This window comes from Paenibacillus gyeongsangnamensis (assembly GCF_027533625.1).
Lineage (GTDB): Bacteria > Bacillota > Bacilli > Paenibacillales > NBRC-103111 > Paenibacillus_G > Paenibacillus_G gyeongsangnamensis.
Genome location: NZ_JAQAGZ010000001.1, coordinates 316,988 through 339,779, shown reverse-complemented (window position 1 = coordinate 339,779; position 22,792 = coordinate 316,988). Strand labels below are relative to the sequence as shown.

The 22,792-nt window shown below is 56.4% G+C and carries 22 protein-coding genes; 1 reads left to right on the top strand and 21 read right to left on the bottom strand.

Annotated elements, in window-relative coordinates:
* Positions 1–45 precede the first annotated feature (45 nt).
* The 20 genes from O9H85_RS01480 to O9H85_RS01385 form a co-directional block, all read right to left on the bottom strand.
* Positions 46–867, bottom strand: coding sequence for a formate/nitrite transporter family protein (locus O9H85_RS01480; RefSeq protein ID WP_269879493.1), 822 nt, complete (start codon positions 865–867; stop codon positions 46–48).
* Between the two features lie 93 nt (positions 868–960).
* On the bottom strand, positions 961–1,785 hold the full coding sequence (locus tag O9H85_RS01475; RefSeq protein WP_269879492.1) for a uroporphyrinogen-III synthase: 825 nt from the start codon (positions 1,783–1,785) through the stop codon (positions 961–963).
* Positions 1,786–1,812: 27 nt separating this feature from the next.
* Positions 1,813–2,148, bottom strand: coding sequence for a nitrite reductase small subunit NirD (gene nirD / locus O9H85_RS01470; protein WP_269879491.1), 336 nt, complete (start codon positions 2,146–2,148; stop codon positions 1,813–1,815).
* A gap of 28 nt (positions 2,149–2,176) precedes the next feature.
* Positions 2,177–4,612 carry a nitrite reductase large subunit NirB gene (nirB, locus tag O9H85_RS01465; RefSeq protein WP_269879490.1) on the bottom strand — a complete coding sequence of 812 codons (2,436 nt, stop codon included), beginning with the start codon at positions 4,610–4,612 and terminating at the stop codon, positions 2,177–2,179.
* A gap of 466 nt (positions 4,613–5,078) precedes the next feature.
* On the bottom strand, positions 5,079–5,873 hold the full coding sequence (locus tag O9H85_RS01460) for a class I SAM-dependent DNA methyltransferase (protein WP_269879489.1): 795 nt from the start codon (positions 5,871–5,873) through the stop codon (positions 5,079–5,081).
* A gap of 66 nt (positions 5,874–5,939) precedes the next feature.
* The gene (locus O9H85_RS01455; RefSeq protein ID WP_269879488.1) at positions 5,940–6,839 is read right to left on the bottom strand and encodes a CvfB family protein; all 900 of its coding nucleotides are present in this window, start codon (positions 6,837–6,839) and stop codon (positions 5,940–5,942) included.
* Positions 6,836–7,180, bottom strand: a complete 345-nt coding sequence (gene rsfS / locus O9H85_RS01450; protein WP_269879487.1) for a ribosome silencing factor — start codon at positions 7,178–7,180, stop codon at positions 6,836–6,838. The genes O9H85_RS01455 and rsfS overlap by 4 nt, the downstream gene beginning before the upstream one ends.
* Before the next feature lie 60 nt (positions 7,181–7,240).
* Positions 7,241–7,819 (bottom strand): bis(5'-nucleosyl)-tetraphosphatase (symmetrical) YqeK, encoded by a 579-nt coding sequence (gene yqeK / locus O9H85_RS01445; protein ID WP_269879486.1) that lies wholly within the window; start codon positions 7,817–7,819, stop codon positions 7,241–7,243.
* Positions 7,809–8,396, bottom strand: a complete 588-nt coding sequence (locus O9H85_RS01440) for a nicotinate-nucleotide adenylyltransferase (protein ID WP_269879485.1) — start codon at positions 8,394–8,396, stop codon at positions 7,809–7,811. The genes yqeK and O9H85_RS01440 overlap by 11 nt, the downstream gene beginning before the upstream one ends.
* A gap of 54 nt (positions 8,397–8,450) precedes the next feature.
* The gene (gene yhbY, locus O9H85_RS01435) at positions 8,451–8,741 is read right to left on the bottom strand and encodes a ribosome assembly RNA-binding protein YhbY (RefSeq protein ID WP_269879484.1); all 291 of its coding nucleotides are present in this window, start codon (positions 8,739–8,741) and stop codon (positions 8,451–8,453) included.
* A 75-nt stretch (positions 8,742–8,816) separates the two neighbouring features.
* Positions 8,817–9,674, bottom strand: coding sequence for a shikimate dehydrogenase (gene aroE / locus O9H85_RS01430; RefSeq protein ID WP_269879482.1), 858 nt, complete (start codon positions 9,672–9,674; stop codon positions 8,817–8,819).
* Positions 9,675–9,731: 57 nt separating this feature from the next.
* Entirely contained in the window at positions 9,732–10,862 is a 1,131-nt protein-coding gene (gene yqeH / locus O9H85_RS01425; RefSeq protein ID WP_269879481.1) for a ribosome biogenesis GTPase YqeH, read from the bottom strand.
* 7 nt (positions 10,863–10,869) lie between these two features.
* Positions 10,870–11,364, bottom strand: coding sequence for a YqeG family HAD IIIA-type phosphatase (locus O9H85_RS01420; RefSeq protein ID WP_269879480.1), 495 nt, complete (start codon positions 11,362–11,364; stop codon positions 10,870–10,872).
* A 366-nt stretch (positions 11,365–11,730) separates the two neighbouring features.
* A complete protein-coding gene (locus O9H85_RS01415; RefSeq protein ID WP_269879479.1) occupies positions 11,731–13,956 on the bottom strand; it encodes a transglutaminase TgpA family protein in 2,226 nt (741 codons plus the stop codon).
* The gene (locus O9H85_RS01410) at positions 13,953–15,197 is read right to left on the bottom strand and encodes a DUF58 domain-containing protein (protein ID WP_269879478.1); all 1,245 of its coding nucleotides are present in this window, start codon (positions 15,195–15,197) and stop codon (positions 13,953–13,955) included. The genes O9H85_RS01415 and O9H85_RS01410 overlap by 4 nt, the downstream gene beginning before the upstream one ends.
* A gap of 4 nt (positions 15,198–15,201) precedes the next feature.
* A complete protein-coding gene (locus O9H85_RS01405) occupies positions 15,202–16,152 on the bottom strand; it encodes an AAA family ATPase (protein WP_409348091.1) in 951 nt (316 codons plus the stop codon).
* A gap of 249 nt (positions 16,153–16,401) precedes the next feature.
* Positions 16,402–16,767: a stage V sporulation protein AE gene (gene spoVAE / locus O9H85_RS01400; RefSeq protein ID WP_269879808.1), complete on the bottom strand. Its 366-nt coding sequence runs from the start codon at positions 16,765–16,767 to the stop codon at positions 16,402–16,404.
* An 11-nt stretch (positions 16,768–16,778) separates the two neighbouring features.
* A complete protein-coding gene (spoVAD, locus tag O9H85_RS01395) occupies positions 16,779–17,792 on the bottom strand; it encodes a stage V sporulation protein AD (protein WP_269879476.1) in 1,014 nt (337 codons plus the stop codon).
* A gap of 3 nt (positions 17,793–17,795) precedes the next feature.
* On the bottom strand, positions 17,796–18,275 hold the full coding sequence (spoVAC, locus tag O9H85_RS01390) for a stage V sporulation protein AC (protein ID WP_269879475.1): 480 nt from the start codon (positions 18,273–18,275) through the stop codon (positions 17,796–17,798).
* Positions 18,276–18,310: 35 nt separating this feature from the next.
* A complete protein-coding gene (locus O9H85_RS01385; protein WP_269879474.1) occupies positions 18,311–19,168 on the bottom strand; it encodes a DUF421 domain-containing protein in 858 nt (285 codons plus the stop codon).
* A gap of 138 nt (positions 19,169–19,306) precedes the next feature.
* Here O9H85_RS01385 and O9H85_RS01380 point away from each other — a divergent pair, with 138 nt between their 5' ends.
* Positions 19,307–19,513 (top strand): DUF1657 domain-containing protein, encoded by a 207-nt coding sequence (locus O9H85_RS01380; RefSeq protein WP_269879473.1) that lies wholly within the window; start codon positions 19,307–19,309, stop codon positions 19,511–19,513.
* A gap of 413 nt (positions 19,514–19,926) precedes the next feature.
* On the opposite strand, the gene O9H85_RS01375 is transcribed toward O9H85_RS01380, so the two are convergent.
* Positions 19,927–22,773: an RCC1 domain-containing protein gene (locus O9H85_RS01375; RefSeq protein ID WP_269879472.1), complete on the bottom strand. Its 2,847-nt coding sequence runs from the start codon at positions 22,771–22,773 to the stop codon at positions 19,927–19,929.
* Positions 22,774–22,792: the final 19 nt, after the last annotated feature.

Genomic DNA, 22,792 nt, shown 5'->3' with positions numbered 1-22,792 from the left:
TGCATCCTGCAGCTGCTCTTACGGTTAGCGTAAATATCCGAAGAGTCAGGCGGCCTTCGATTGATTTTTGGTGAGAGAAGCGTCTTTCTTCAGATGGGTAATATAGAGAAGAATTCCGGTAAACAGGACGCCTCCCGCAAAGTTGCCCAGCAGCACGGGGATTTGATTCCACAGCCACCAGCCGCTGAAGGTCACGTGAGCGCCGTACATCATCCCCGCCGGAATGACGAACATGTTGACGACGGCATGCTCGAAGCCTTGCGCAAAAAATGTAAGAATCGGCAGCCACATCGCCGTGATTTTACCTGCAGTCGATGTGGAGGTCATCGCCATCACCGCACCGAGCGTCACCATCCAGTTACATAAGACGGCTTTGGCGAATACGGCCACCATACCGTCGAAGCCAAGGCTCGAATAGCCGTTCGTTTTCGTCTCGGCTGTTTTGATGATCGTTTGAATGACCGCGTTGTCGCCGACATGCCCGAAATTGGTGACCGCCGCGTAAAATAACGCAGCATATACCAGAGAACCCAGCAGATGTCCCACAATGACCCACAGGAAATTGTTCAACATTTTCCCCACCGTAGTCCGTTTGGCGAGAACCGCCAGCGGGATCAACGCAAAACTCCCCGTGACGAGCTCCAGGCCCAGCAGCACAATCATGACGAACCCGACGGGAAAAACAAGCGCGCCAACCAGTCCAAGCTTGGTTTGAGCCATTGCCGTGAAAGCCAGCGTCGTAGCGAATGCCAGAATGGCCCCGCCCAGAAAGCCCCGTACGATCAAATCTTTTATCGACAAACTCGCTTTGTTAACGCCGGCCTGCACCATCTGCTCAACGACTTGCTCCGGCTTCACATAATCCATGCGACCCGCTCCTTTCTTGATCCTGAAACTTGTCAGGATAGCAATCCCGTTCAGTGTCACACTCTCCAGGCGCCGTGCAACGACTATTGCCCTTTAATACAAATGGCTGCCGTCCGCATAGTATTCTCCGAGTGCGATGACCAAATTGCCCATTCTTTCTTCCTTCGGCACCACAATCCGCGATATGCCTTCTTCCCGCAGGCACTCCGCCGTGAACTTCCCTACGGAGGCGGCTACCGTCCCTTGTTCAAATGCTTGCCGCAGCTCCACCATCCGTCCGGTCGCTGCCGCATGCTTGAATAAAAACCGGACCTGAGGACCGCTCGTAAACATCACCGCGTCCGCCCTGCCGTTTAAAATATCCCCGACCAATTCCTCCAACGCTTCCGTCTCCGGAGGCGTATGAACATAGGGAAGTATTTCGTGATAGGAAGCTCCCTGCTCCTCAAGAAACCGCACCAAGCGCGGGGCGGGGTCTCCGTGCAGCTGCAGCGCCACCCGAGACTCACGGAAGGAGAAGGGCGCGAGCGCACGCACCAAACCGGCCGTGGTTCCGTCGTCATCCCGCGCCGCAGTCATCAGACCAAGCTTCTTAAGAGTCCCGACCGCCTTATAACCGCGAGCGGCGATCCTGGCCTCCTTCAGTTTTTCCAAAAAACGGGCTTCCGCATCGATCTTCCGGGCGGTTTCAAGCAGCGTCTCCATCCCGATCCCCGTTGTAAAAATGAACCAGTCATAATCTTCCTGCAGCAAGCGGACCATCTCGGCCTGCACCTGTTCATCCTGCAAAATTACCGTTCCCTGGGCAGGCCGCGCCAGCGGAATGCCGCCCTGTTTCTCTACGAGCCGGCCCAGCTCTTCCGCCTTGCGAGGACCCGTGAGGACTACCCGTTTTCCTTCCAATAACCGTTCGCTCACGTCTAATCCTCCTCTTGGCAATAGATGTTAGGATGCCAGGCTGCCGGAATCCTCCAGCAGCAGCACGATATTTCCTGTCGATTCGTCAAATTCTACGCGATAGGCTCTCACGCAGCCTTCATCCGGCGCCTGTACCAAACCGTCATTCAGATCGATTTTCCAGTCATGCAGCGGACAATAAACGTGATGATCGCACACAATTCCCTCGGACAGCTTGCCGTTTTTATGCGGACAAAGGTTTTCGATGGCCCGAAAGCCGCCGTCTGAAAGCTTGAATACGGCAATCTCCACCCCGCCGACGTGAACCACCCGCGCTCGTCTTTCGCTAATTTCCGTATGATGTCCAATGATTACTCGATTCATTTTCAGGTTCCTCCCCATCTTCTATTTATTACTGCTTCGCCGCCGTCAGCTCCGGTGAAGGCAGCTCCTCGAAGGTCGCCCGCAGCTGGTCTTTTTCGATAATTTCTTTCCACGGATCAGTCGTGAGGCTCAGCGTCTTCTCGATGCGGGCGACAAGCGCCTCCCGGTCTTCTTTCTTCTCCAAGGCTGCCGATATCGTATCCAAACCAACCCGCTGCACCCACTCGCTGGTCCGCTCGTTCCATTTGGCGTTCTCGCGGTAGTACTGCAGGTAAGCGCCTGCCCATTCCACTACTTCATCTTCGGTTTTAACTTTGCACAGCAGATCCGTTGCTCTGACCTTCACCCCGCCATTGCCCCCTACATGCAGCTCCCAGCCGCCGTCGATCGCCACGACACCGAAATCCTTGATCGTCGCTTCCGCGCAATTCCGAGGGCAGCCGGAGACGGCCAGCTTCACCTTCGCCGGCGTGTTCAGCCGCTCGAACCGCTTTTCAAGCTCGATGCCCATCGCGATCGAATCCTGGGTGCCGAACCGGCAGAACGTCGAGCCTACGCAGGTTTTCACCGTGCGCAGCGCTTTGCCGTAGGCGTAACCGGAAGGCATGTCGAGATCCGCCCACATTTTCGGCAAATCGTCCTTCTTCACGCCGAGCAAGTCGATCCGCTGCCCGCCGGTGAATTTGACCATCGGCACGTCGTATTTTTCCGCAACCTCGGCAATCTTCTTGAGCTCCTTCGGTGAAGTGACCCCGCCGTAAATTCTCGGCACTACCGAGTACGTGCCGTCCTTCTGGATATTAGCGTGATTGCGCTCGTTAACGAAGCGGGAATCCCTCTCATCCTCATGCTCTTCCGGCCACGCCATCCCCAGATAATAGTTCAGGGCAGGGCGGCATTTGGAGCAGCCTTCCTCCGTCTTCCATTCCAGCACGTTCATGACTTCTTTCGTCGTCGTCAAACGCATGCTGCGGATCGCTTCCACCACTTCATCTCTGCTGTGCTCCGTGCAGCCGCAGATGCCTTCCTTTACGGTTTTGACTCCGTCCACGCCAAGGGTAAGTGTCAGAAGATCCGCAACGAGCGGCTTACAGCCGCCGCAGGAACCGGATGCCTTCGTGCAGGCTTTGATGTCGTTCACGCTCGCGCAGCCTTTTTCCTGAATGGCGTTCACGATGGCTCCTTTGGATACCCCGTTGCAGCCGCAGACAATTTCATCGTTCGCCATAGCCGCAACATAATCCAGTCCCGACTTCGCTCCCCCACCCGCGTTGTCGCCAAGCAGCACCTGTTTTTCCTTGCCTGTCACATCCTCGCCGCTGCGAATCATCGCAAACAGTTTGGAGCCGTCGCTTGTATCGCCGAACAGCACGGAACCGATGACCTTGCCGTCTTTGATGACCACCTTCTTGTACACGCCCTCGAAATCGTCCTGCACCCGCACCGAGCGTGTACCCGGTTCATCCGTGAACTGGCCGGCCGAGAACACGTTGACTCCCGATACCTTGAGCTTCGTTGAAACGACCGAGCCCTGATAGCCTGCGGACTCGACGCCGGCCAGTCGTTTCGCCAGCTCGCTGCCTTGCTCGTAAAGCGGGGCTACGAGCCCGTACGCTACACCGCGGTGCTCCGCGCATTCGCCTACGGAGTATACATTCGGCACATTTGTTGCCAAATAATCGTTAACCACGATACCGCGGTTCACTTCGATGCCGTTTTCCTTCGCCAGCGCAACGTTCGGCCGAATTCCGACCGCCATGACCACGAGGTCGGCATCCACTTCGGTACCGTCTTTGAACCGGACGCCGGTAACGCGTTTTTTACCGAGGATCGAGTCCGTGTTCTTTTCCAGGAGGAACCGCATACCTTGCTTTTCCAGCTCGCTTCGGAGCATCGAGGAAGCCGTCTCATCCAATTGACGTTCCATTAAATATTTGAAAATGTGTACCACCGATACTTCCATATTGAGGTTCCGCAGCCCGCGAGCCGCTTCAAGTCCGAGCAGGCCGCCGCCGATCACGACCGCTTTCTTGTACTTCTTCGAAGCTTCGATCATCGTCTGGCAATCTTGAATATCGCGGAAAGCGATAACCCCTTCTTTGTCGGCGCCCGGAAGCGGAAGCATGAATGGAAGCGATCCGGTAGCAAGGATCAGATCGTCATAAGCTGCCGTAATCCCGCTGGACGTTTGAACGACCTTGCGGGCGGTATCGATTTTGCTTACGGTATGCCCGGCGTGCAGCGTAATGCCGTTGTCCTTGTACCAATCCCAATCGTTAATAACGATGTCCTTGATGTCGGCATCCCCGGCCAGCACGGATGACAGCAGGATCCGGTTGTAATTCGGATGCGGTTCGCTGCCGAATACCGTAATCTCGTAAGCGTTCGGCGCCAGCTTAAGCAGCTGCTCGACCGCATTCACTCCCGCCATCCCGTTACCGATAAGAACCAGTTTCTTTTTCATGGCAACCACTCCAGTCATGTCATATTTATTCACTTTAAATTTGAAAAGCTATAATTTTTTTGACAACGAAAATCATTTCTTTATTTTATGTTAGTTTTAATAACATTTCTATAATGTTACAATAACTTAAGTAAACGAATATTTCAAGTATAATTCGAAAATTATTTTTTTGTTTTTAGGCGATTATTCAATTTAAAAGCGAACATTAATTTAGTTTATGTAAAATATGTTCGTGTTTTCATTGAAACATTCAGAAGAATTAGCTTTTCCAGTTTTTTATCCCGAACATGGATGGTAATTATATGTCATTTTATATGACATTATAAATGATTTCACCAATGCCGAATTTTGACGAAGTACGGATTATGTTTTGTTCGCAATCGGTTCAAAAACGGCAACTCGGAAATTTTCGTATAAAAAAAGAGCTCTGCGTCTCTCGACGCAAAGCCCCTTCTCCAGCTCCTTACTATTTCACCGCTACGAAAAAAGCGCGCTGCGTTTCCGCCGTCGGCCTTTTCCACAAAAAATCGGCATAGACTTCCGTTTCCCGGAACCCCGCTTCCTTCAATGCCCGCTCGATCCAGTCAAGCGCATACGCCCGCTGCACGTGCAGCTCCTCGACCCGATGAAACCGCTCCGTAAGCGCGTCGTCCGAGCCCGTCTCGTCGTAGGCGCCTTCCTTCACAAAGATCGTCAAGCTGTGCTCAATCTCGACCCGGCTCGGATCATAGTCGCTCGTCCAAATGTAGGCGATATCGTCCTCGTTGAGGAAAAAAGGCTGCGTCTTCGCATAGGCCTCCAGCTGGTAAGGCGTATGGACATCGAACACAAAAATTCCGCCCGGCTTCAGACCCGCGTAAGCGCTGCGGAACGAAGAGAGGACATCCTCTTCCTCCAGCAAATAGTTGACGCAATCACAAAAGGAAAGTACGGCATCCGCCGGACGGCCGATCTCCCATTCCCGCATATCCTGCTGCAGCCAGGTGACCGAGCCTCCCGGCGCAAACGCGCTTCGCCTCTGCTCCTCGTCCGCTTTGTGCTGCGCTACCGCCAGCATGTCATCGGACAAGTCGATGCCGTACACCTCGAAGCCCTGCCGTGCCAAAGGAACGGCCATGCTGCCGGTTCCGCAGCCGAGATCGACGATGCGCCGCGGCTTGCCGTATTTATCCCAGCATTGGCCGGCGAAGTGCAGCCATTCTCCGTAAGGCATATCCTCCATCAGCCGGTCGTACAAATAGGCAAATTGCTCATAAGCCATACCGCTTCTTCCTCCTGTTCCGCGTTCCGAATGTAAGCCGCAGCAGCAAAAAACCGGCCCCGAACATCAATCGGAAACCGGCTCAGTGTTATCCTTTTTCAAATGAGTCCAGCTGCCGTCCTGATATACGAGGCCTTCCCTCATCAGCTTGCCGATCGCTCGCTTGAAAGCGGATTTGCTCATCCCGAATCGCTGGCTTATGAGGTCTGCCGGCGTTTCGTCGGAATACGGCATCGCCCCGTTCGGCCTCTCCCGCATGAACGCAAGCAGCTTCTCGGAATCCTCGTCGCGGCCCACTTCCTTGCGATCCCGCATCGACAGGTTGACGTTCCCGTCCTCGCGGACATAAGTGATCCGGACTTGAACTTGCTCTCCAAGCCGCAGCAGCCGGGTCCGTTCCGTGGAATGAATGAGTCCGATGACCCCGAAGCCGACGACCCCGCCGTCGCAGACGACAAAGGTACCCATCTGAAGCGGCTTGTACACTCTGGCCTCGACTTGGCGGTTCCGCCAATCTGTAGGAGCGGCGAAGATGAGCTTCTTCAGCTCCTCTTCACCGGCCACTTTGGCAACGAGGCGCCCCTGCCGATCATGGGTAAGCACAACGAATACCTTGTCCCCGACCTGCGGGCGAAGCTCCTTCAGCTCCGGCAGCTCGCGGAACGGCAGCAGCAGGTGACGGCCGAGGCCCATCTCCAGAAAGCAGCCGAAGCGCGGATGGAAATCCACCACTTCCAGCAGCGCGACTTCCCCGAGGGAAATAAGCGGCTTTCGCATCGTTGCCGCCAGCCGGTCCTGCGTATCGTAGAACAGGAACACATCGACCTGCTCGCCCGGCTTCACTTCGCCGACCGCTTCGCTGTAATGGAGCAGAATATCCACGTTCCCGTCGGTTAAAAAATAGCCGTGAGGCGAGACCTCACGTGCCACATCGAGGCGTACGACCTTACCGGCTTCCAGCCTCATACCCGTTCGACCACTTTCGCATCGGACCACAGCCGCTCTATATTATAATATTCGCGGTCATCGCGATGGAAGACATGAACGACTACGTCGCCAAGGTCGACCAGCACCCAGCGGGCCGTATCCATTCCTTCCATGCCGCGGAGCCTGGCTCCATTCTCCTCCGCGCGTTTGCGGATTTCGGTCGCGATTGCCTGCACCTGCGTTTCCGAGTTGCCGTGGCAAATAATGAAATAATCGGCCACGAGGGAAATGCCTCGCAGATTGAGCGCTATGACGTTCATCGCCTTCTTGTCCTCGGCCGCGTCGACCGCCAGAGCCATCAGCTCGTCGGGTTGAATCATTTATTTTCCTCCTCAGGGCTTTGCGTCAGCAAAGCCTTCTTCGTAAGCATTCACTTCAAATCATTTCGCATCCTGCTTCTGAAGCTCCAGCAGCAGCCCGTTGCGGGCCATCACCGTCAGCGGGTAGATCCGTTTCCCCTTCTCCAGCAGGAAACGGATCGTCCCGTCGAACCCGGCCAGGAGCGCCCTCTCAAGACTATGTTCGGCGTTTTCCCGAATATTATGCACGCCTGGAAAATCGCGCCCCGGCTCCATATAATCGGCCAAACAAACGATTTTGTCCAGCAGTGTCATGTTCTCCCGGCCTGACGTATGGTAACGAATCGCATCCAGCACTTCTTCATCGCCCACCCCGTACCGATCCCGGGCCACCCAGGCGCCGGCGTGGGCGTGCCACAGCTCTTTGTCGTATTCCAGCAAATCCTGCGGCAAACCGTTTTCCCGAATGACACGCCCCTGCTCCTCTACCGGCCAATATTTGCAGACATCGTGCAAAATCGCCGCCAGCTCCGCACGAGCCGGGTCGCCTCCGAAACGCTTCGCCAGCATCACGGCGGTGGACATAACGCCCTCGGTATGCTCCCACCGCTTCGCGGGCATTTGCGACCGAACGGATTCTATCAGCTCATCACGATTCATATAAACGGTTCACCTCAATGTACTGATTTACCCGGTCGGGCACCAGATAGCGCACCGGCCTTCCTTCCGCGAGCCGCTTCCGGATCTCCGTGGATGAGATTTCAATCAAGGGCATCCGCGCCATCCGTACGGAATCGCGGATCGGCTCGGGCAGCGCCTCTTCTTCCGTCCCGTAGCCGGGACGGCTTAGCCCTATGAAGACGACCAGGTTCGCCAGCTCTTCGATCTTGTACCATTTGGGCAAATACTGCACCATATCCGCACCTACGATATAGTGAAAACGGTGTCCGGGATATAGCTGCATCAGCAGCTTCACCGTATCGACGCTGTAAGAAACCCCACCCTTGCGCAGCTCCACATCGATCGCCCGAAAGGCCGGATGACCCTCCACCGCGGCATTCACCATCTCCCAGCGCTGCTCCGGCGTCGCTCCGGGAAGCTGTTTTTTATGAGGCGGGACATTCGTAGGCATAAACCATACCTCGTCCAGCCCTGCCGCTTCCAGGGCGCATTGAGCCGCAATCAAATGCCCGATATGTATGGGGTCAAAGGTGCCCCCCATCAGGCCGACCTTCATCCCGCTCACCCTCTTATCGCTTGGCGCCCCTCAACCCATGACGTTAGCCTTGGACTACGGGAGCACGATCGTTTTATTATCCTTCGATTCCTTATACAGGACGATCGTCTTGCCGATGACCTGCACGAGCTCGGCGCCGGCTCCTTCCGCCAGCTCTGCCGCTACCTCGTCGCGGTCCTCCATGCAATTTTGCAGCACGGAAATTTTGAGCAGCTCCCTGACTTCAATCGCCTCGGAGATGTGCCGGATCAGATGGTCGTTCACCCCGCCTTTGCCCACTTGAAAGATAGGCGTCAGATGATGCGCCATGGAGCGAAGGTAACGCTTTTGTTTGCCTGTTAACATCGAGTTGTTCTACCTCTATTCATGGAATGGTTACCCGGTCGCGGCTTCCGCCTATGAGACCGGGCCTAAATCGGTCTAATCCTGAAACGACTGCTCCACCACTTCCCGCATGGCGGCGATCGGAGCCGGTTGTCCCGTCCAATACTCGAAGGCGTAGGCGCCTTGATAAATAAACATGCCTAGGCCGCTATGAATAATAGCACCCCGCTCCTTCGCTTCCCGGAGGAAACGCGTGATTAACGGGTTGTACACCAGATCGCTGACCACCGTCTGCGGAGCGATCAGCGACGTATCCATCGGCACCTCGTCCACATGCGGATGCATGCCAAGCGACGTATTGTTTACGATGAGCGCCGCTTCGGCAGCCACCTCGCTGATGCGATCCAAGCCAATTCCGGAGGCGCGGCAGAACGAGCACATCGAATCGGCGAGCTCCGCCGCTTTCGACTCCGTCCGGTTGGCGATATAAATATGCTCCGCCCCCTGCTGCGCAAGCGCGTAGCCTACGCCGCGCGCCGCGCCGCCGGCTCCCAGCATCAGCACCTTGCGGCCCTTTAAACGCACGCCCGTTTCCTCCATCAAGGAACGGACGTAGCCGATGCCGTCCGTATTATAGCCGATCAGACGGCCGCCTTCATTGACGATCGTGTTCACCGCGCCGATGATGCGGGCACCCTCGTCGATTTCGTCCATATACTCCATGACTTCCACTTTATGAGGAATCGTGACGTTCGCGCCGCGGAAGCCAAGAGCGCGAATTCCCGCTACCGCGTCCTTCAACGTACCCGGCGCAATGTGAAAAGCGGCATATGCGGCATTGATGCCGGACGCTTCGAAAGCGTGATTCAGCATAATCGGAGATTTCGAGTGCCGGACCGGATCGCCGAACACCCCGTACATAATCGTATGACTGTCAAGCGGCTGTTTCCCCATTGTTCTCTCGTTCCTCCGTTCCCAAAGTTCAAGCGCAAACAGGGTGGCGCCGGGAGTTTAGATCAACGACTCCCGAACCGCCACCTTGACTCCTTTCGGAACATGCACCGCCAAATCCGCGCCTTCCAGCCCGTTGACCTTCACCCAGCCGAGACCGGAGATCGATACGTCCAACTGCTTCCCTTTCGGTACGCGGACGGCATGCTTCGTTAACGGCGGAAGCTGCTCCAGATCCTCTCTCGTCGGAGGGGCCAGCAGCTCGCCCTTATGCTCCGCGTAGAGCTCGTCCGCCCGCTCCAGCTTCGTCCGGTGCGGGGGCACTGCATTCGACACATAGAAGGTAAAGGACTGCCGTTCCCCTTGCACGAAATCAAACCGCGCGAAGCCTCCGAAAAAGATCGATTGCTTCTCGTTCAATTGGTACACGAGCGGCTTGATCACCTTGTCCGGCATCAGCTTCTGAAGATCCTTCTTCTCCACCAGCTCGGTTAACCGGTGCTTATAGACGATCCCGGGCGTATCGATGATATACGAGCCGTCGTCCAGTGGAATCCTCACCAAATCGAGCGTCGTTCCCGGATACTGCGACGTCGTCAGCTCGGCGTCCAAATCGCTGTAATCGCGAATGAGCCGGTTGATCAGCGTCGATTTGCCGACGTTCGTGGCCCCCACAACATAAATATCCTTGCCGTTCCGGCAGCTGTCGAGCACCTGAAGAACGCGCTCGAAGCCCATGTTCTTCTTGGCTGAGCAGAGCACAACCTCGACCACCTTCAGCCCGGCCTCCTTCGCCTGCCGCTGCACCCAGTTAACGATCCGGTTATAGTTGGTCACCTTGGGCAGCAAATCGATTTTGTTCACGACGAGCACAATCGGGTTGTTCCCAACAAACCTGGGGAGTCCGGCGATCATACTGCCTTCAAAATCGAACAAGTCAACGATATTTACAACAAGCGAATCCGTTGATCCCACATGATTCAGCAACCGCAGAAAATCGTCCTGATCCAGCGTATAACCGGCCGCATCGTTGTAATTCTTGATCCGGAAGCAGCGCTGGCATATGACCGGCGTCCTCGCGAGCGCCTGCTCCGGCACATAGCCGAGCTTCGATGCGTCCCCGGTCTGAAGATTGACGCCGCAGCCGGCGCAACGGGCGGCCTCCGTGCCGCCTTCTTGATGTAACTTCATAGATTCCCTACCTTTTCATTATCGTTAACGCCGCTTTCTCGATTCTTCGGTTCACCTTCGTGAAGAAGCCCTCGTCGACCAAGGAAATCGGCTTGACCAGTATCGTATATAAACCCATGCGGTTGCCGCCAAGCACATCCGTAAGCATTTGATCCCCGATGACCACCGTCTGCTCCGGCTGCAATTTCATCATCTGAAGCGCCCGGCGGAAGGAAAGGCTCGTCGGTTTCCTCGCACGGTAGATGAACGGCAGGGAGAGCGGTTCCGCGAACCGGGTCACCCGGGCCTCGCGATTGTTGGACACGATGACCACCTGAAACCCGATCTGCCCCACCACCTTGAGCCAATCGATGAGCTCCGGCGTGGCAAGCGGCGCTTTGGCCCCTACCAGCGTGTTATCCAAATCCGTAATGATGCCACGGCAGCCCTTCTGCCACAAATCATTCAAGTCGATATCGTAAATGGTGGTCACTTGCAAGCTCGGAATCAGCTTTTTGAGCAATCCTTTCACCTCATAAGACTGGCCTGTATACGCAAACTATACCATAATAGTCCTTTTTGTTGCAAAAAGAAAGCCCTGCGGCCGCCGCGGATGCACCGGCGGCCTTCCGTGCCCGGAATGGCCGTCCGCATTGCCTGCTTAACCCGGATAACGCCGGCAGCAAGGCACTCCGCAGGACATGTGAAACCCGGTTTCTTCAGCCCGCTTCCCGCTGCGCCTTGCGAATTAAGAATACTCTTTATCGGAGTCTTTTATAGTAGCCAGAGCTTCGGTTTACTCAGTAAATTCGCTTCGTAAGCATGAACCAACAAAACAAGAAGACGAACAGCCGGCTGCCGTTCGTCTTCTCTATCTACCCAGTACATTCTACAGCTGCGACCGCAGCTTCTCGACCGACTGCGCCGTATGCCGCAAGTCCTCTTCGGTAATGTCCGAGCGGCCGTATTTCGCCTTCTCGAACACCTGCAGGATCAAATCCAGATCGGCTTTCATCCACTTGCTTTGCTTAGTCCAGCGGCGGATCGCTTCACGAAGCGTCTCATGCTCCTCGCGCACGTATCCGTTACGGCGGAAGATGCGGAGCATGCGTTCGCACTCCACGATGACCTTCTGCTTAAGCAGCGAAGCCCGGCGGCGGCGCGCTCTTTCCTGGACCAGCTCGATCACCTGCAGCTTCCAGCCGAGCAAGCCGAGCAGCGCCAACACGGCTGCAGCAATAAGACTATACCAAACGTAATGAGGTTGAACGGCCGGCGCAGCGTCCGGGGCCGATTCAGGAGCCGCAGGCGTCACGGGCTGAACGGCCTCGCTCGGCTCCGGCGCTTGTACCGCACGGGGAAGCGTAAAGCCGGCCGTCGGCTCGAACGGCACCCAGCCGTAGCCCGTGAAATAGATCTCGACCCAGGAATGCGCGTCCGAATTGCGGACGGTATACACGCCAGCGGCGTCCGGATCGATCAATCCCTGATCCGCGCCGAATCCCATCAGCTCCTGATCCAGCGCCGTAGAGCCGGAGGCATAGCCTTTGACCCAACGGGACGGAAGCCCGATCGATCGCGCCATTACGGCCATGGCGGTGGAATAATAATCGCAATAGCCTTCCTTCATTTCGAACAGGAAGCGGTCTACGAAATCCCGGCTTCGCCCTTTCGTCAAATCCGGCTTGTTCGTGTAGCTGAAATTCGTTTGCAAATACTGCTCGATTTTCTTCGCTTTATCATAAGGATTCGCCGCATCCTTCGTAATATCGGCCGCCAGCTGCTTTACCCTTGCGGGCAAATTGTCGGGGAGCTGCAGGTATTCCTGCCATTCGCGTCCCGTGGGCTCAGGAGAAGCCGATCGCATCGCCTCCTCGTCAATGATCGGCATTTGCGACACGACCGTATACGTCTTAGGATAGGGCTGACGTTCGCTGAATCGGAGTTCGCCTTGCTGAGCCGACCATTGGAGGGGATCGAAGCTCGCCTTCTCGCCGTTCAAATCCGTTACCCGCTGCAAGGCATAGGCTCCGAACAGCACCGGAAAACGTTCCTCCGTCTGCAGCGTAACCTTCTGCGTCACCTCGATCGTTTTCAGCTTCGAACCCGCCAGCCGAGGATCGGGCGGAAGCCCATTATCGGGCTTCACCGGATTCCATGCTCCGCGTTTCTCCGAATCGCTTTCATCCCAGCCTTTACCCGTATAAAGAGAGCGCGTCTCGCCGCGCCAATAGCTGCGGTGTGTCGTATCGACCGACATGACCGGCGTATAATCGAATTGGAAGCCGCCCCCCAAATTCGAATCGCTTCGGCTGTAGCCGGAGGACGAGTCCCGCGGGTCAGCCTGCGAGACCTGAACGCCCTTGCCGGTCGTGAAACTCATCGGCTCGCCGCGATAGGTTCGCCAAGCCGTGTAAGGATCGGTTACCAGCGGTCCCACCTCCGGCATAACCGCTCCTACGAACACCGTCAGACTAACAAGCGCAATTACCGGAAAAGCGATGGAAATCGGATACTCGGCCAAATAGTTCCATGCGGACAAATCGCGCCGGCGAAGCTGTTGAAAATGGCTTAAGATCAGCAGGAACAGCCCGCAGCCGACCATCATCGCGACCTGGGGCCAGAGAAAGATCGACGAGAACGAATCGCGCACGCTCAGAACGAGCACGCTTGCGATCATCAGAACGTATACGCGCCACTTGACCTCAACCCACCAAATGATCGTCAAGTATACGACCCAGGTGCCGAGCCCGAACCACAAGTACGGCGTAAGCTCATATAAATTCAAGAACAGTCTCGAGGAAAAGAAGCTGCTGAGCGGCATCGGCTCGATCACTCCGTAGCTTCGGAGCACGAGCACGTGAATCGCGACGATGGCTATCAGCTGCAGCGATCCCCGAAGCAGCCAGTGCATCCGGGGCAAATGCTCCAGAATCATGGTGACGAGAAGCGTAAGCTCGACAATCACAAACGTCTCCGGCAGCCATAGCCCGTCTTCCTTCGAGAACCAGATGGCAAATTGAAGCAGAAACAACCCGGACAGCAGGACGGTCAGCCGGTGAGGCCAATCCTGCCATAGAAGGGTCCGAAGCCAGCGCTTAGGAGCGGATTTCATACGTTCCTCCCTCCGAGCAAGACCGGCAGCTCGGCCAAACCGCTGATGGCATATCCGGCAATGCCTCGCGATTGGAGCTGCTTCAGCCATGCTTCCTTCTGTACGTTATTCGAGCTGACCCAGAAATGGCACGGGTTCAGGTGCTGCTGCTTCAGCCAGAGGAGAACCTGAAGCATAGGCTCGCCGCTCACCGGACTGATCAGCCCGACGAAGCTGCCCGGCACCATCATCTGCACTTTCTCCTTCAGCACCTGCCGGATGCTGTAAGCCCCGTCCGCCTCCACATCGATAAAATGCCGCTGGACGGCTTTTTGCTGCGCCTGGGCCTTATTCGGCTCAAAATACACCGATGCCGCTCCGCTCGAAATCAAGCCGAGCGAGAGGCTTCGGCTCGCGCCGTATTGAAAGAGCGAAGCCACTACGGACACCGTCAGCTCAAATTCTTCCGGGTCCTCGTAAGCGCGCTTGTGCCGGTCGATCATCAGATAAGATTTCGGCAGCGATTCCCGTTCGAACTCCTTGGATTTCCACTTTCCCGTCTTGGCCGTAGCGTTCCAGTGAATTCGCGAAATCCGGTCCCCGTAAATATACTCGCGCACCCCGTTGATTTGCGTGGTCTCCCGCACGGCGCGGGTCGTGGTGGAATGATGGTTCGTCCCCTTCATCATCTGATGAAACTGCTTCCATTCCTTGATCGGAACGGTCTTCGGGAGTACGGCGATGCTCTGCGGAAGATCCAGCTCGCCGCGGTGCTCGAACAGTCCGAATATATCCTCCGTTACACATTCCGTGCGGCCGAACGAGTAGTGGCCCCGGCGGAGCGCCGGCGTCTTGTATTCCCATACTCCGCGCCGCCGCCAATCCGGCACGAGCGTCGCCTCGAACGTGAGCTCGTGTCCGTTCTTATGAAGCAAATGGTCCTGTACGAAAACGTAAGGCATCGGCCAGAAGCCGGGAATCTGAAGCTGAATCTTAACGCCGAGCGAGCCCCCCGCTTCCAGCGTCGCCCCGAATTCCGTATTCGTCAGACTGCGGACGCCCTGGGTCCGCTTGATGCCGCTCCACTGCCCGAGCAGCAAATAAATATTAAGAATCGAAATGATGACGAAGAGCATTAAGGCCAGCTTCCCGCCCTGGAACAGTAGAAATCCGAGGCTGCCGACAAAGGCTGCAGCCACAGCCCAGAACTTTCGGCTGAACCGGGGACGGTCCGCCAGCTTGTGGGCGAAGGAAGTTCTCATGGGCTCACTTCTCCCAACGTACCGGGACTTTCACCCGTCCGAATACCGACTCCAGCACGGAAAGAACCGTGGCGCCTTCCATGCGCGCTTCCGCCTGAAGAAGAATCCGGTGTCCAAGCACGTAAGGCGCCAGAAACTTCACGTCGTCCGGAATGACATAGTCTCGCTGCTGCAGAAGAGCGTAGGCTTTGGCGGCTTGCACGAGTGCCAGCGTCGCGCGCGGGCTCGCTCCGAGGTAAATCGCGGGATGCTCTCTCGTCATCCGCGTAATCGTTACCAAATATTCGGCTACCGCTTCCTCGAGATGCACCTGCTTCGCCTGCGCCTGCATCTCCAGAATCTGCCCGACGTCCGCCACCGGCTCCAAGGAGTCGAGTGGATGCGCAACGCTCTGGGAGACGACCATGCGGGTCTCGGTCTGCTCATCCGGATAGCCAAGGCTGAATTTCATCATGAACCGGTCCAGCTGCGCCTCCGGCAGCATGTACGTTCCTTCAAAATCAATGGGATTCTGCGTGGCGAGCAGCAGAAACGGGCGCGGCAAATCGTGCGTCCCACCGTCCACCGTGATTTGCCGTTCTTCCATCGCTTCGAGCAGAGCGGACTGCGTCTTGGTCGTGGCGCGGTTGATTTCGTCCGCCAGCAGAATATTCGTCATGATCGGACCCGGACGGAACAGAAACACTTCATCCTTCGGATGATAGATGGACACGCCGGTAATATCGGTCGGCAGCAGGTCGGGATTACACTGAATACGGCGGAATTGACCGCTGATCGATTTGGCAAGCGCCTTGATCAGCACCGTCTTGCCTGTACCTGGAACATCCTCCAGCAGCACGTGTCCCCCGGCCAGCATGGCGGTCAAGAGCAGCATGATTTCATCGGTCTTGCCAAGGATGCAAGATTCCAAATTGGCTTGAATCCGCTTGAGCGCGGGAGCGTGGTCCTTGGTCATTGTCTCCATCTTCCTGATCCTCCTTGAAGTAAAAAATACAGCTCATCCTATATGCTAAAAGAGGGGTAAAACGTTCGATCCACTGCTTAGAATGAAAAAGAAGCTTATCCTACATTTTACAAGATTTAAAAAACGCCGTATACATGCAAATTCTCCGAATTTGTTTGTAAAAAACCACATTCCAGGGGAAAAATGCAAAAAAGCTTCAAGCCGCTCGGGCTTGAAGCTTCTGATTCCAAACTGTGACCGTCAGCCTTGCGGCTTGAAAACGAGAGCGGCGAGAAACGAGAAGATGATCGCTGCCGAAATGCCCGCGCTCGTCACCTCGAAAATCCCGGTGATGATGCCGATCGCCCCGTGATGCTTCAGCTCGCCCAGAGCGCCGTGCACGAGCGAGTTGCCGAAGCTCGTGATAGGTACGGTCGCTCCCGCGCCGGCGAATTCGATAAACCGGTCGTACAGGCTTTTATTGCCGATGACGATACCGTCGACAACGGCTCCGGCAACGACCAGCGCGCTCATCGTATGCGCGGGAGTCATCCGCATGACGTCGATCATCAGCTGCCCGACGACGCAGATCGCTCCGCCGATCACGAAGGCCCATATAAACTGCATCCAATTCATGGTTAGTGCACCCCGCTTTCAATGGCGACGGCGTGGGCGATGCCCGGAATGCTCTCCCCTTGCTGGAACGACAGAGGGGACAGCAGCGCTCCCGTAGCTACGACCAGCACCCGCTTCAGTTCGCCTTTTTTGATCCGTTTCAGGATATGCCCGTAGGTGACGGTTGCGGAGCACCCGCAGCCGCTGCCGCCGGCTTGGACGTTTTGCTTCTCCAAATCGTAAATCATCAGTCCGCAATCATAGTACGTCGTTTGGTTCATAGGCACCTTGTGCTTCTCTAGCAAATCGCAGGCGATGCCATACCCGACCTTGGCAAGGTCGCCGGTCACGATCAGATCATAATAACCGGGCTCCCGGGCAAAATCCCGAAAATGCGCCTGCAGCGTATCGACCGCCGCCGGAGCCATCGCCGCCCCCATATTGAACGGGTCCTTGATGCCCATGTCCACGACGCGGCCGATCGTAGCTCCGGTTACGACGGGTCCGTGGCCGTGATTGGACACGACCGCCGCGGCGGCTCCCGTCACCGTATACTGCGCCGTAGGGGGCTTCTGCGAGCCGTACTCGGTCGGATACCGGAACTGCTTCTCCGCGGTGCTGTTGTGGCTGCAAGTACCGGCCATGACGTTGTGGCCGTATCCGGACTCCACGATGAGCGATGCCAGCGCCAGCCCTTCCATGGAGGTCGAGCAGGCGCCGAAGATGCCGAGGTACGGCGTCTGCATCGTTTTGACCGCGAAGCTGTTGCTGATGATCTGATTCATGAGATCGCCGCCGACGTAGAATTGGATTTTTTCCTTCGTCAGCTTCGCATTTTCCACGGCCAGCTTGGCCGCTTCCTCCAGCATCTTCTTCTCGGCCTTCTCCCAGCTGTCCTGACCGATCAAGGTGTCGGCATGGACGATGTCGAATTCGTTGCCGAGCGGCCCGTGCCCTTCGTCCGGACCTACGATCGTCGCCGTCCCGATGATGACCGGACGCTTGTTAAATTTCCAGCTTTGGCTTCCCTGCAGCATTCTTTACTTCGCCCCCGTTCCGAGGAGAAGGTGAATGATGCCGATGATGAACGCCGCGACTGTTCCGAACACGATGACCGAGCCGGCCAGCTTGAACATGTTGCCGCCGACGCCGAGCACGTAGCCCTCGCTTTTATGCTCGAGCGCGGTGGAACACATCGAGTTCGCAAAGCCGGTGACCGGGACGGCGGAGCCGGCACCCGCCCATTGGGCGATTTTGTCATAGACCCCGAAGCAGGTGAGCACGACCGAGAGGAGGATCAGCACCGCCACCGTCGGATTGCCCGCCGTCTTCTGAGTAAATCCGAACACATGGATGAACAGCTCCATGAGCCCTTGTCCGATCAGGCATATGAATCCGCCAACAAGGAAAGCGCGGATGCAATTTTTGAATAGAGGTCTGGCGGGCTCCCTCTGCTTCGCAAACTCTTGGTATTCCTGCTGGGTCCACGTGAGGTTCTTCATCTTCGATTTCGTTGACATGGGAGTTCCTCCTTCAGATTCGTTCGCAAGGCCCGCTATCGCTTCAGGATCGGAGTCATCGTCTCCACGACCCGGCCCATCTGCTCGGCACACCCTTCATACATCCGTTTGGCGTCTTCGTTCTTCGTCGAGAGCCCGAACAAGGCCAGGTCCGCTTCGCATTTCTTTAGCGTGGCCATGAGAAGCTGCTTCACGGAAGGCTGCGGAAGCTGCAGCATATCGTTGTACACGTCGATGTACAGCTGCCCGTAGGAATCAACCTGGCCGATGAACACATTCTCCAAGGTAACGCCTATTTTCTCCAACTCGGTGAAAAGCCATTCCCGGCTGAGGCCCGCCGTGGCCAGCGGCTCGTCCATAAGGTTGCCGTCGATAATGACGGCCTGGGATTCCCGCTCCGGAGCGACCTGAATGCCGAGATGCTTCGCCGTCAGCGGCTGATTGTCTTTCTTGAGCAGAACGTTCAGCTCGCCGCTCGCCTCGAGTATGGCGAACTCCACGTCCGCTACGTTGAATACGCTCTTCGTGCGCAGCTGCTCCAATAGCTCGTCGGCAGTATACCGTTCTTTTTTCAAATTATCCTCGAGCACTTTGCCTTCCTTGATCATGACAGTACCCTTGCCCTCGAACCATTCCCTGAGCCGCTTGCTCTTCAGGGTGAGCAGCTCCAGAGAGTAAGGGACAAGAAACCAAACGATCAGCGCCGCCACTCCGTTGATATAGTGGGCTTCCATATCCGTCGAAATAAAGCCCGCCACTTCTCCGAGCGTAATTCCTGTAATATATTCGAAAAAGGTCAGCTGGGAGATTTGTTTTTTCCCCAATATTCTTGTGATCAGAAACAGCATCGCCACGGCGCCCAGCGATTTGAAAACCACTTGCATCCAATCCATGTTTTCTCTCCTTTGCAAATCATCTCGCTTACGCAACAATTAGATTATTTGTCAAACCGTGCTTCGTTATTTTTGGTTATTTTTTACACTTATGACACGGTCCGTTTTGAAGCACATTACTTCATGGAGGTGAGAGACATGACCGTAGCATCCCAAGTAAAAACGACGCTGGCATCACTAAAAAGCGCTCAAGCCAGCCTAGAAACCTTCGCACTTGGAACGCAAAACCAAGAAGCGAAAAAGCTGTTCCAGGATTGCGCCAATCAAACGCAGCAAATCGTGAATCAAGTCAACGCGCGCGTGACGCAGCTGGAGAACGAAGAACCGCAATATAAAGGTTTCTAATCCGCTGCACCCCACTAGGTACAAAGAAACAGCCGGGTTCCCGCAAGAGGTCCCGGCTGTTTCCGATGTACAAAAAGCTATGCAATTAGATCAGTAGCAGCGCTGCTATCAGCAGTAAAATGAAGAGTACCAGGATGAGCACCACGGCGTCATGTTTATGCATGGTTGTAGCTCCTGTCCGTGTAGGATGGGTTTTCGCTACGTTATCATATGCCCACCGCGGCAAACGGCATGTGTATCCGCCTATCTTCTTCCATTCATTCATTCCGGGGGATCTTGGCGGAGTATCCCACCCGGGAAGGAGCCTGGCGAATCACCGCTAGGTTTTTTGCGTCGTATATGCCGGAGACGGCAAAAAAACGCACCCTGCAATTCACAGCGGAATTACGGGTGCGGTTCGAATAAGAAGAAGCTTATAGTCCGAGCTGCTTCAGCGCATCGGGATCCGGCTGCAGCGTAACGCCGGAATTAACGGACAAGATTCGTTCCACAAGTGTAACCGACTGCGCACGCGTCGTCGTTTCATCCGGAGCCAGCTGTCCTCCCGAGAGTCCTTGCAGCACTCCCTTCTTCACGGCGATTTGCATCGCATACGATTTGTCCACCGTGACTCCTGGCCCCTGCAACTCCTTGGTTATCGCGCGAGCGGCAAGCAGCGCAATGTCGCTGCGAGTCGCCGGCGCGTTCCAATCGCTTCCACCGTCGTTCGCCCCGTACAAGCCGGCAACCGTCAACGCCGAAACATAAGGCTGATACCAAGGCTCGCCGGAAGCCGCATTAGGTGTCGGCAGACGAAGCGCCGCCGCCGTAAGCTTCGCGAGCTCAGCCCGGGTAATCGGAAGGTCCGGACGGAACGTACCGTCCTCGTAGCCGTCCACATACCCTTTCTCCAATGCTGCCGCGATGATACCCTGAGCCCAGTGTCCGGCCAAATCCGTCATGACGGGCCGGAACCCGCTCACGATGCCGGGGACCGTACGGTTCTTATAGCCTCCGTCGCCGAGCTGTCCGAGCAGGTTGCTCCCCCAGGTCCATACCGTGCCGTTCGAAGCGAATGCCGCCGAATGATACGCTCCTGCGCTGATATAGCTGATGCCGGACAATCCTTTGGCCTGGACCGGCTTGGAGCGATTGACCGTCGAATCGTCCCCGACTTGATTGAATACGTTGTAACCCCAAGCCCAGACCGTCCCGTCGGACTTCAATGCCAGGGAATGATAAGAACCGGCGGCAATGGACACGACTTGCGGCAGATCCATGACCTGCACAGGCGCGGTGCGGTTGGTCGTGCTGCCGTCGCCCAGCTGGCCGAAGGCGTTGTAGCCCCATGTCCAGACGGTCCCGTCGGCTTTCAATGCGAGCGAGTGACCCCGGCCGGCGGCGATGGCTTTCACCCCATTTAAGCCGGATAGGTTCACGGCATTGCGGCGCGGAGCCACGGTGCCGTCGCCCAGCTGGCCGCTGCTATTATCGCCCCATGCCCACACGGTGCCGTCGGCAGCAAGCGCCAGAGCATAATAGGTTCCCGCCGCAATGGCTTTAATTTGCGGCAGACCGCTGATCTGCTGCGGAGCCGACTTGCTGTCCGAGGTGCCGTCGGCCAGCTGCCCGTATGTGTTGTCGCCGGCGGCCCATACCGTGCCGTCCTTTTTCAGTACCAGAGTGAAATTGGCTCCTGCGGCCACAGCGGTTACATCTTTCAGCGACGGAACCGGCGCGGGAACATTTTTCCCCGTCGTCGTCTGGTCCATCAGCTGGCCGAACTGATTTTGCCCCCAGGACCATACGGTTCCATCTTTCTTCAAAACGACCGCATGATTGGCCCCGGCCGCCAGTGCCGCAACATCAGTGAGGCCGTCGATCGCGCTTGGCGTATTCTTGAATGCATTCTTGCCGGTCCCAAGCTGTCCATAGGTACCGTCGCCCCACGACCATACCTTGCCGTTCTTCAATAGCAGATTGAAGCTGTCTCCTGAAGAAATTGGAAGCTCCATAGCAGTATTGCTAAAAGACGGATCGCCGCCGGTCGAGTTGCTTCCGCTGTCCGAAGCGGGAGCCGTCAAGCTAAAGTTCGGGATCACGGCCGGAAGGATCCGGTTCGTGGTGGTGCCGTCACCCAGCTGTCCCATGGTGTTGTTGCCCCAGCTCCAAACCGTGCCGTCCGAACGGACCGCATAGCTCTGGAACGGTCCCGCACCGACCGCTTGAGCCTGGTTCAAACCGGAAGCTTTGGTGAAAACTGCGCTGTTTTGCAGACTGCCTCTTCCGAGCTGACCGAAGTTATTCAGGCCAAAGGTATACACATCTCCGTCGTTCTTTAGAGCAACCGCATGGTTGTTTCCGGCAGTAATCGAGCTGATGTCGGTCAAGCCGAGAACCGGTACGGGGTTATTGCTGTCCTCCGAGCTCCCCGATCCGAGCTGACCGTAATAATTCGAGCCCCAGGCCATAACCGTTCCGTCGTTCTTAAGGGCCAGCGAGAAATTGAGACCTGCGGCCACTTGCTTAATGTCGCTCAGGAAGTTCACATAGACCCTGCTGCTCAGCGTCCCGCCGCTTGCCCCGTAGCCGAGCTGGCCGTTCGTGTCATCGCCCCAAGCTACAACCGTTCTATCCTGGGATATGGCCAGTACATGATAGGCTCCGGAAGCGATGCCGATGATCCGCGGCAAATCCGGCACGACCCTCGGACTGTATTGCAGGACATAGGTTCCATCGCCGAGCTGGCCTTTGGAGTTATCCCCCCAGGTCCAAACGGTGCCGTCCTTCTCCAGCGCGACGGAGTGGTTGACGCCTGCGGCAATCGCGACGATGTTGGACAAGGACGTAATCTGAACGGGCGTAATCCGGTCGACATTGCTTCCGTCGCCGACTTGCCCCGCCGAATTTTGTCCCCAGGCCCATACCGTACCGTCCTTCTTTAACGCCAGCGAGTGGTTGGCTCCCGCGGCGACCGCCACAATATCGCTCAGTTCATTGACCTTGTTAGGTGAGTATCGGCTCGGGACCTGGACCTTTCCCAGCTTGCCGTGACTATTGTCGCCCCAAGTCCATACGGTGCCGTCCGTTCGAAGCGCCACCGTATGGCTGAGCCCTCCGGCGATTTGCGCAATACCCGGCGCAGGGACCGGCGCCACGTCGTCGGCCCATACCCTGCCGCCTGGCAGTATGGAGCCGAACAGCAGAAGCAAAGCCAATAAAAAATACAAATGCTTGAGCTGCCGCTTTATAGGATTACTGCGAGGTAATGTCCGGTTCATTGTTTTTATCTCCTCCATG

Coding starts and splice junctions, on each gene's coding strand:
- spoVAE (WP_269879808.1), bottom strand. CDS start 16,767: ATGCAGTTTATATGGGCCTTCGTGATCGGCGGAGCGATCTGCGTCGTC.
- aroE (WP_269879482.1), bottom strand. CDS start 9,674: ATGGGGAAACAGCCGCTTGACAGTCATACGATTATGTACGGGGTGTTC.
- O9H85_RS01405 (WP_409348091.1), bottom strand. CDS start 16,152: ATGACCAAGGACCACGCTCCCGCGCTCAAGCGGATTCAAGCCAATTTG.
- O9H85_RS01440 (WP_269879485.1), bottom strand. CDS start 8,396: ATGAAGGTCGGCCTGATGGGGGGCACCTTTGACCCCATACATATCGGG.
- yqeK (WP_269879486.1), bottom strand. CDS start 7,819: ATGAATCGTGATGAGCTGATAGAATCCGTTCGGTCGCAAATGCCCGCG.
- rsfS (WP_269879487.1), bottom strand. CDS start 7,180: ATGATTCAACCCGACGAGCTGATGGCTCTGGCGGTCGACGCGGCCGAG.
- O9H85_RS01380 (WP_269879473.1), top strand. CDS start 19,307: ATGACCGTAGCATCCCAAGTAAAAACGACGCTGGCATCACTAAAAAGC.
- O9H85_RS01385 (WP_269879474.1), bottom strand. CDS start 19,168: ATGGATTGGATGCAAGTGGTTTTCAAATCGCTGGGCGCCGTGGCGATG.
- nirD (WP_269879491.1), bottom strand. CDS start 2,148: ATGAATCGAGTAATCATTGGACATCATACGGAAATTAGCGAAAGACGA.
- O9H85_RS01480 (WP_269879493.1), bottom strand. CDS start 867: ATGGATTATGTGAAGCCGGAGCAAGTCGTTGAGCAGATGGTGCAGGCC.
- spoVAC (WP_269879475.1), bottom strand. CDS start 18,275: ATGTCAACGAAATCGAAGATGAAGAACCTCACGTGGACCCAGCAGGAA.
- yqeH (WP_269879481.1), bottom strand. CDS start 10,862: ATGAAGTTACATCAAGAAGGCGGCACGGAGGCCGCCCGTTGCGCCGGC.
- O9H85_RS01410 (WP_269879478.1), bottom strand. CDS start 15,197: ATGAGAACTTCCTTCGCCCACAAGCTGGCGGACCGTCCCCGGTTCAGC.
- O9H85_RS01460 (WP_269879489.1), bottom strand. CDS start 5,873: ATGGCTTATGAGCAATTTGCCTATTTGTACGACCGGCTGATGGAGGAT.
- O9H85_RS01375 (WP_269879472.1), bottom strand. CDS start 22,773: ATGAACCGGACATTACCTCGCAGTAATCCTATAAAGCGGCAGCTCAAG.
- yhbY (WP_269879484.1), bottom strand. CDS start 8,741: ATGTTAACAGGCAAACAAAAGCGTTACCTTCGCTCCATGGCGCATCAT.
- O9H85_RS01455 (WP_269879488.1), bottom strand. CDS start 6,839: ATGAGGCTGGAAGCCGGTAAGGTCGTACGCCTCGATGTGGCACGTGAG.
- O9H85_RS01415 (WP_269879479.1), bottom strand. CDS start 13,956: ATGAAATCCGCTCCTAAGCGCTGGCTTCGGACCCTTCTATGGCAGGAT.
- spoVAD (WP_269879476.1), bottom strand. CDS start 17,792: ATGCTGCAGGGAAGCCAAAGCTGGAAATTTAACAAGCGTCCGGTCATC.
- nirB (WP_269879490.1), bottom strand. CDS start 4,612: ATGAAAAAGAAACTGGTTCTTATCGGTAACGGGATGGCGGGAGTGAAT.